At 66.4% G+C, this 7,151-nt stretch carries 6 protein-coding genes; 3 read left to right on the forward strand and 3 right to left on the reverse strand.

From position 1 onward, the window contains the following. Positions 1-221 precede the first annotated feature (221 nt). On the forward strand, positions 222-1,262 hold the full coding sequence (glk, locus tag ACR9ZJ_RS11210; RefSeq protein ID WP_306848078.1) for a glucokinase: 1,041 nt from the start codon (positions 222-224) through the stop codon (positions 1,260-1,262). Positions 1,263-1,414: 152 nt separating this feature from the next. Here the strand turns inward: glk and ACR9ZJ_RS11215 are convergent, their stop codons facing one another. The 3 genes from ACR9ZJ_RS11215 to secB all read right to left on the reverse strand — a co-directional run bounded on the left by ACR9ZJ_RS11215 (position 1,415) and on the right by secB (position 6,077). Continuing rightward, entirely contained in the window at positions 1,415-4,423 is a 3,009-nt protein-coding gene (locus ACR9ZJ_RS11215; protein WP_481287798.1) for a DEAD/DEAH box helicase, read from the reverse strand. A gap of 121 nt (positions 4,424-4,544) precedes the next feature. Beyond that, positions 4,545-5,582, reverse strand: a complete 1,038-nt coding sequence (locus ACR9ZJ_RS11220) for an NAD(P)H-dependent glycerol-3-phosphate dehydrogenase (protein WP_481281771.1) — start codon at positions 5,580-5,582, stop codon at positions 4,545-4,547. A gap of 3 nt (positions 5,583-5,585) precedes the next feature. Beyond that, on the reverse strand, positions 5,586-6,077 hold the full coding sequence (gene secB / locus ACR9ZJ_RS11225; protein WP_306848085.1) for a protein-export chaperone SecB: 492 nt from the start codon (positions 6,075-6,077) through the stop codon (positions 5,586-5,588). A gap of 303 nt (positions 6,078-6,380) precedes the next feature. Here secB and rpmB point away from each other — a divergent pair, with 303 nt between their 5' ends. Further along, complete coding sequence (gene rpmB / locus ACR9ZJ_RS11230; RefSeq protein WP_089981369.1) at positions 6,381-6,617, forward strand: 50S ribosomal protein L28; 237 nt, start codon at positions 6,381-6,383, stop codon at positions 6,615-6,617. A 12-nt stretch (positions 6,618-6,629) separates the two neighbouring features. Beyond that, positions 6,630-6,794: a 50S ribosomal protein L33 gene (gene rpmG / locus ACR9ZJ_RS11235; protein ID WP_036109728.1), complete on the forward strand. Its 165-nt coding sequence runs from the start codon at positions 6,630-6,632 to the stop codon at positions 6,792-6,794. Positions 6,795-7,151 lie beyond the last annotated feature (357 nt).

Genomic DNA, 7,151 nt, shown 5'->3' on the forward strand with positions numbered 1-7,151 from the left:
TTACTCTCCCGTTGGGTTCCGGTCTGTCAGGCGATGCCTGACATTGATCCGGACAATGCGGTATTCTGCCGACGTAATCGTTTACATCAAAGTGTCGGTTTCCACCGTCGCGTGTCGGAATTCCCGGGCCTCGTGAAGAGCCGCAGGACAAGCCCTCACTAGACGCCAGCCCCCGCGCGAGGCACCCTTGCGTGCTTCCGTGACACGACAGGTTTTACAACATGGCCAACGTTAGCGCCCCGGCGCCGACCCTGCTCGCCGACCTCGGCGGCACCAACGTGCGCTTCGGTATCGCGCATCCGGATGAAGATCAACCACTTATCCAGGAAAGCATCCGGCGTTACCACGTGAAGGACTACGCCTCCCTGGGCGACGCGGCCAAGCAGTACTTCAAGGAAACCGGCCACGAGGCGCAACGCGCCATCATCGCCGCCGCCGGCCGTATCGATAACGGCGAGACGGTGAAGGTCACCAACAATCCCTGGGCCATTTCAGCGAAGAACCTCACCAAGGAGCTGGACCTGGAATGGGTCCACCTGGTGAACGACTTCGCCGCCCAGTCGATGGCGGTGATGTTGATGACCGACAAGGAAGACGCCAGCGGCCACCGCGACCTGGTCCAGGTAGGCAAGTCGGCCATTCCGAAGATCGGCAGCAAGGAAGAGCAGACCTTCGTCGTCGTCGGCCCCGGTACCGGCCTGGGCGTCGGTGGCCTGCTGATCCGTGGCGACAAGGTGAGCGTGCTGCAGACCGAAGGCGGCCACGCCGGCTTCGCCGCGCACAGCGCGGAAGACATCGAGATCCTGAAGGTGCTCAACCTTCGCTATGGCCGCGTCTCCAACGAGCGCTTGATCAGCGGCGCCGGCCTCGTGAACCTCTACACCGCCATCTGCGAGATCTCCGGCCAGAAGCCGGATGAAACCATCACGCCGGAAGAAATCACCCGTCGCGCCACGGACGAAAGCTGCGTGATGTGCGGACGTGCCGTGGAGACCTTCGCGGGCATCTTCGGCAGCGTCGCCGGCGACCTCGTGCTCACGCTGGGCGCATGGGACGGCGTGTACCTCACCGGCGGCATGACCCCGATCCTCCTGCCGTGGATCCAGAAGGGCAATTTCCGCGAGCGCTTCGAGGCCAAGGGCCGTTTCCGCGACACCATGGAAACCGTACCGACCCAGGCGATCATGAATCCGGAGCCGGGCCTGATCGGTGGCACCGCACTGGCTATCGTCGAGGCTGGCGGCACGCCGCTGCGTCGTTGAGCTAGTCGCCTTCCCCTCGGGGAAAGAAAGCTGTGTGGGAGGCTCTTGTGGGAGCCGACCTTGTCGGCGATGGGTGCTTGCCTCGACCTGGCCCGCTGCCGCGGGATCGCCGACAAGGTCGGCTCCCACCATGGTCGGCTCTCACGAATGAATCAGGCGGACGGCGCCAGCAGCGCGTCCAGGTCGCTTTCGTCGAAGCTGAGGCGTTCGCGACTGCCGCCGCCCTCGAGCACGGCATCGGCCAGTTCGGCCTTGCGCGCCTTCAACTCTTCGATGCGCTCTTCCACCGTGCCGGCCGTGATCAACCGGTACACGAAGACGGGCTTGTCCTGGCCGATGCGGTGCGCGCGGTCGCTCGCCTGCGCCTCGGCCGCGGGATTCCACCAGGGATCGTAGTGGATGACCGTGTCGGCGCTGGTCAGGTTGAGGCCGACACCGCCCGCCTTCAACGAAAGCAGGAACAGGGGCACTTCACCGTTCTGGAAACGCTGCACGGGTTCGGCGCGGTCGCGCGTTTCGCCGGTGAGCGTGACGTAGCTGATCCGACGGCGATCGAGTTCGCCGGCGATCAACTTGAGCATCTCGGTGAACTGACTGAATAGCAGCACGCGGCGGCCTTCCGCGAGCAGCGCCGGAAGCATGTCCATCAGGAGTTCGAACTTCGCCGAGTCGCGCACGCCGCGCGCGGCTTCCAGTTTCACCAATCGCGGATCGCAACATACCTGGCGCAACTTGAGCAGGGCATCGAGCACGACGATGCCGCTGTGCGCGATGCCACGTTGCGCTATCACCTCGCGCAGTTCTTCCGCGAGGGAGAGGCGCAGGCTTTCGTAGAGATCGCGCTGTTTCGGTTCCATCACCACGCGGCGAGTGATCTCGGTCTTGGCCGGCAATTCGGATGCGACCTGCGCCTTCGTGCGGCGCAGGATGAACGGTGCGATGCGGCGATTGAGCCGCTCCTGGCATTCGATGTCCTGGTGCTTCTCGATCGGCAGGCGATAGTGCCGGCGGAAGGCGCCTTCGTCGCCCAGCAGCCCCGGCACGGCGAGATCCACCTGCGACCACAATTCACCCAGGTGGTTTTCCAGCGGCGTGCCCGTGAGGCACAGGCAACGGGGCACCTTGAGTGTCAGCAACGCGCGTCGCGCCTGCGTGCGTGGATTCTTCACCTGCTGGGCCTCGTCGAGCACGACGAGCGAGAACGCCTGCTTCTTCAGCGTCTCGACGTCGCGCGGCAGCAGCGCATACGTGGTGAGGATCACGTCATGCTCGGCGATGCGCGTGAAGGTCTCGGCGCGTTGAGGACCATGCAAGGCCAGGAGCGTGAGTTCCGGCGCGAAACGCGCGACCTCGGATATCCAGTTGGGAACGAGGCTGGTCGGCACGACCACCAGGGCGGGCGAGGCGAGCCCTCCGCTTTCCTTGAGCGCCAGCAGGTGGGTGATCAACTGCAAGGTCTTGCCCAGGCCCATGTCGTCGGCGAGCACGCCACCCGTACCGGCTTCGGCGAGCGCGTTCATCCAGCGCAGGCCGTCGCGTTGATAAGGACGAAGCTCGGCGCGCAGGCTGGCCGGCACGATGTCGCTGGCGCGTTCGGCCGCCTCGCGCAGGCGCTTGGTGAAGCCACGCAGGCGTTCGGGCGCCTCGAACGAGCCTCCGCTGGGCAGTGCTTGCGCGAGTTCCTCGAGGCGGCCCGCCTGCACGCGCGGCAAATGCAGTTGCTGGCGCGGCTTCTCGAGATATTCGGCAAGCGGGGCGAGCAGGCCGCGCAATTCCTTCAGGCGAACCGGCACGCGGCGGCGCTCGTCCACCGGCGCGTACCAGACCGAATCCTCTGCTTCGCCCGGTGATGGACTCAGACTGAGCTGATGCTCGGCCAGGGCTTGCGCCACGGCGGGCAACAGGTTCACCCGCTTCCCTTCGATCTCGATGCCGATCTCGAGGTCGAAGGCCCGGTCGGCGTCGTCCTCGTGCGCCTGGCCATACCAGCGCACGGGTCCTTCGAGCACTTCGAACGGGAAGCTCGGGGCGTACTCGAGGACAAAACCATCGGCTTCGAGCTTGGGCCGCAACGCCAGCCAGCGAGCGGGCGTGTTCACTTCCAGCGCACCGGCGTATCCCTTGCCCGGGAAGAGCCAGGCGTCTTCCGGCAAGGTATCGGCCATGTCCCAGGGCAATCCCTCGGTATCCACCGCCGGATTGAGGCCGGCGTTCTCGAGGTTTTCCATGGAGGCCAGCTCTTCCGCGCGACGGCGGCTGATTTCCAGCAGGGTGCCGTTGCGCACGCGCCGGACCAGCGGCTCGCCGCCCCGCCCCGGCAGACGCTCGCCCGCATAGTCGAAGGCGAGCCGTCCGTAGGCCAGCGGCGGCGTACCGGCAGCCAGTCGCGCGTGGCGCGTCAAGGCGTGCAGGACCAGCACGGGACGCGGCGAGACCTCCGCACGGCGCATCTCGCCGAAGACCTGCGGCTCGGGCACGCGCGGACCCATGCGCGTCGACTCCATCTCCGCACGAAACGCCGCGGTGTGTTCCGGCGGCAAGGGCGGCAGGTCGAGCCACGTGGTTTCCGCGGGTGCGCTCTCCAGCAGCCCCACCTCGGCATGTTCGGCGTCGAGGAACCAGAGCGAGCCGACGCGGAACAGGCGCTGGCTGGACGGAACATCGGGAAGCAACTTCTGGCTACCGTCCTTTTCCAGGTGCCAGCGCCAGCGCAGTGCCTGGGGCTTGCCCCGTGACAGCTGCAATCCGGCCACGCCACCGAAGAAGCAAGGCGCGGAGTCGAGCACCTCGGCCAACAGCTGGTCGCCCAGCGCGCCGGTGAACCGGGCGTAGCTGCGGCTCTTGCGCAGGGTTTGCGGCAAGCCCAGCAGCGTGGCGGCGAGGCGCTTCTCGTTCACGCTCAACGAGGTGTCGGACAGATGGCGGCTGTCCAGCGGCAAGGGCCGCGAATAACGGCCGTCCGCACCTACCGTGAGAAGGACGGGCGCGACATCCAGGTGGGCCGCCGGCTCGTGGTCGTCGTTGACGCCTTCGAGGAAGAAGCCAAGCACCATGCTATCGGCGGGCACCGCGATGACCGGTTCGTCGAGTGCGCGCCGCCATGCCTGCGGGAGCGATCCCGCCGTGTCGTCCCGCCTGCGCTTGTCGTCCGGCTGATGCATCCGTAGCGTTCCCGCCCGCGCGACCAAAACAGGAAGCTTAGCAAAGGCGGGAGAAGGAACCCGTAGGATTTTTTACCCGACGGACCGCCCCGGTTCAGCGAGCGGGGAGATGCCGTGGCCGTCAGCCGCGGCGGTGCGGAAACAGGTCGACCGGATACTCGGCCTTCTGCTCGCGCCCCATGAGCGCGCGCAGACCTTCGGCCGGCGTGACCTCGCCATGCAGCACGGCGCGCACGGCGGCCGAAATCGGCAAATCCAGCCCGTGGAACCCTGCCAGCCTTGCCACTTCGTCGGCGGTGACGACACTTTCGACCACCTGCCCGATCTGGCGCACGGCCTCGTCGAGCGGGATGCCCTTGCCCAGGGCGAGGCCCAGGCGCCGGTTGCGCGACAGGTCGCCGGTGCAGGTAAGCACCAGGTCGCCCAGGCCGGCGAGGCCCATCAGGGTTTCCGCGCGCGCGCCGAGCGCCACGCCGAGGCGCAGCATCTCGTTCATGCCACGGGTGATGAGGCCAGCCCGCGCGTTGAGCCCGAGTTCCATGCCGTCGGCGACCCCCGTGGCGACGGCGAGGACGTTCTTCATCGCGCCGCCGAGTTCGGCACCGAGGATGTCGTTACCCGTATAGGCCCGGAAGTTGGGTGCGTGCAGGAGCACGGCCAGTTCCTTGCCGAAGGCTTCGTCCGTGGCATGCACCGTCACGGCGCTGGGCAGGCCGGCGGTCACCTCGCGGGCGAACGACGGACCGGTGACCACGGCCGCGGGCCGCCCCGGCAGTTTCTCGTCGACCAGTTCGTGCAGGAAACGACCCGTGCCGGTTTCGAACCCCTTGGTGGCCCACGAAACCTTCGCGCCAGGATCGAGCAGGGGCACGATCTGGTCGAGCAACGCGGCAAACGCATGGCTGGGCACGACCAGCAGGACGATGTCGGCACCGCGCAGCACGGTGGCGAGATCGGCCTCGTATACGAGCTCCGGCGGCAGGTCGAGATCGGGCAGGTAACGCAGGTTGCGCCTTGCCGACGCCATGGCCGCCAAGGCTTCCGCATCGCGTCCCCACAATCGCGTGGGGACGTCGTTACGGGCCAGGAGCGCGGCCAGTGCGGTCCCCCATGACCCGGCGCCGAGAACGGCGACGGTGGGTCGGGAAGTGGGACTCATCGCTCAGCTGTTGAGCGGATGGGCCCCGGCGCCTTCGAGCTGCTGGCGCTGCTGTTCGGCGTAGAGGGCATCGAAATTGATCGGCTGGAGCAGGAACGGCGGGAAGCCACCCTCCTGGATCATGGACGACACCATCTGGCGCGCATACGGGAACAGCAGGTTCGGGCAGTACGAGCCCAGGATGCCGTCGCGGTCGTCATTGGTGAAGCCGCCGATACCGAAGATGCCGGCCTGGTGCACTTCTGCCAGGTAAGCCGTGCGCTCGCCCAGGTTGCAGGTGAGCGTGAGGCTGAGCACGACTTCGAAGAGATCGTTGCCGAGGTCGACGGCCTTGTGACCGAGGTTGAGCTGGACCTGGGGCTGGGCCTCGGTCTCGCCCATTTCCTGGAACACCTGGGGGGCGTTCGGGGCTTCGAAGGAGGCGTCCTTCACATAGATCTTCTGCAGCACGAGCTGCGGCTGGCCGGCCTGGCCGTTGGCGGTGATTTCTGCCATTGCGTGGTCCTCGAAAAGGCGTCGTGTGGTCTGATTGCGTGCCAGTGGCACGAAAGCGGGGATTGTTTCACACAACCCGCCGCGCCGCACAGTCCGGCTTGCGCCAACGTGTGGGATTCTGAGAGAATGCCCGGCTTCCCTATGCCGACCCGACACGTCGGGCAGGCCCGTCATGCGATGCGGGCCCCATCGGCGGAAGCGCTCCACCCGCCAGCCATCGCGTGGCGACCCGTTTCCCGGGTCGCGGCTGGGCCGTCGCCGTCCTGGCCAAAGGATGGTCCAACGAATCTAGAGGAGGCCACCATGGCCCGTAGATGCCAAGTCACCAATAAGGGTGTGCAGACCGGTAACAACGTCTCGCACGCGAACAACAAGACCCGTCGCCGCTGGTTGCCGAACCTGCACGAGCGCCGCTTCTGGGTCGCCAGCGAGAACCGCTGGGTGAAGCTCCGCGTTTCCAACCACGCGCTGCGCACCATCGACAAGAACGGCATCGAAGCCGTGCTGGCCGACCTCCGTTCCCGCGGCGAAAAGATCTAAGGAGATCGAACCATGGCAAGCAAGCGCGATAAGCACCGCCTGATTTCCACCGCGGGCACCGGTCATTTCTACACGACCACCAAGAACAAGAAGAACACGCCGGAAAAGATGGTCTTCATGAAGTACGACCCCGTCGTCCGGAAGCACGTGGAATACAAGGAAGGCAAGATCAAGTAACGCACCGCGTTCAACGCGCAGCGTTTCCTGACTTCGAAGAACCCGCCTCACGGCGGGTTTTTTTGTGGCCCGGCTTCGCCCGTGGTTGGGGTGGCGGCCGACGGCTCTCCCAAACACGGAGGGGTCGCGTGGCCCAAGCAACGCCCGCGACCCGGGCGGATGCCGTCTCCGTGTGAAACACCCTCACGCGGGCGGGAAGCGGTAGGCAGCACGGAGAGCGGCACGCGATACGTGGCGAGCGTCGCTTTTCCCACCAACCCACCCCAGGGTCGAGAGAGCTGCCGGGCGCCGCCCTCGGCGCGACATTAGGAGCCGAGGACGGGCGGGCGGAGAAGGCCCTGTCTCTTATACACATCT

The organism is Luteibacter sp. KNZ12-1A (assembly GCF_056755675.1).

Coding starts and splice junctions, on each gene's coding strand:
- ACR9ZJ_RS11220 (WP_481281771.1), bottom strand. CDS start 5,582: ATGAGTCCCACTTCCCGACCCACCGTCGCCGTTCTCGGCGCCGGGTCA.
- rpmB (WP_089981369.1), top strand. CDS start 6,381: ATGGCCCGTAGATGCCAAGTCACCAATAAGGGTGTGCAGACCGGTAAC.
- secB (WP_306848085.1), bottom strand. CDS start 6,077: ATGGCAGAAATCACCGCCAACGGCCAGGCCGGCCAGCCGCAGCTCGTG.
- rpmG (WP_036109728.1), top strand. CDS start 6,630: ATGGCAAGCAAGCGCGATAAGCACCGCCTGATTTCCACCGCGGGCACC.
- glk (WP_306848078.1), top strand. CDS start 222: ATGGCCAACGTTAGCGCCCCGGCGCCGACCCTGCTCGCCGACCTCGGC.
- ACR9ZJ_RS11215 (WP_481287798.1), bottom strand. CDS start 4,423: ATGCATCAGCCGGACGACAAGCGCAGGCGGGACGACACGGCGGGATCG.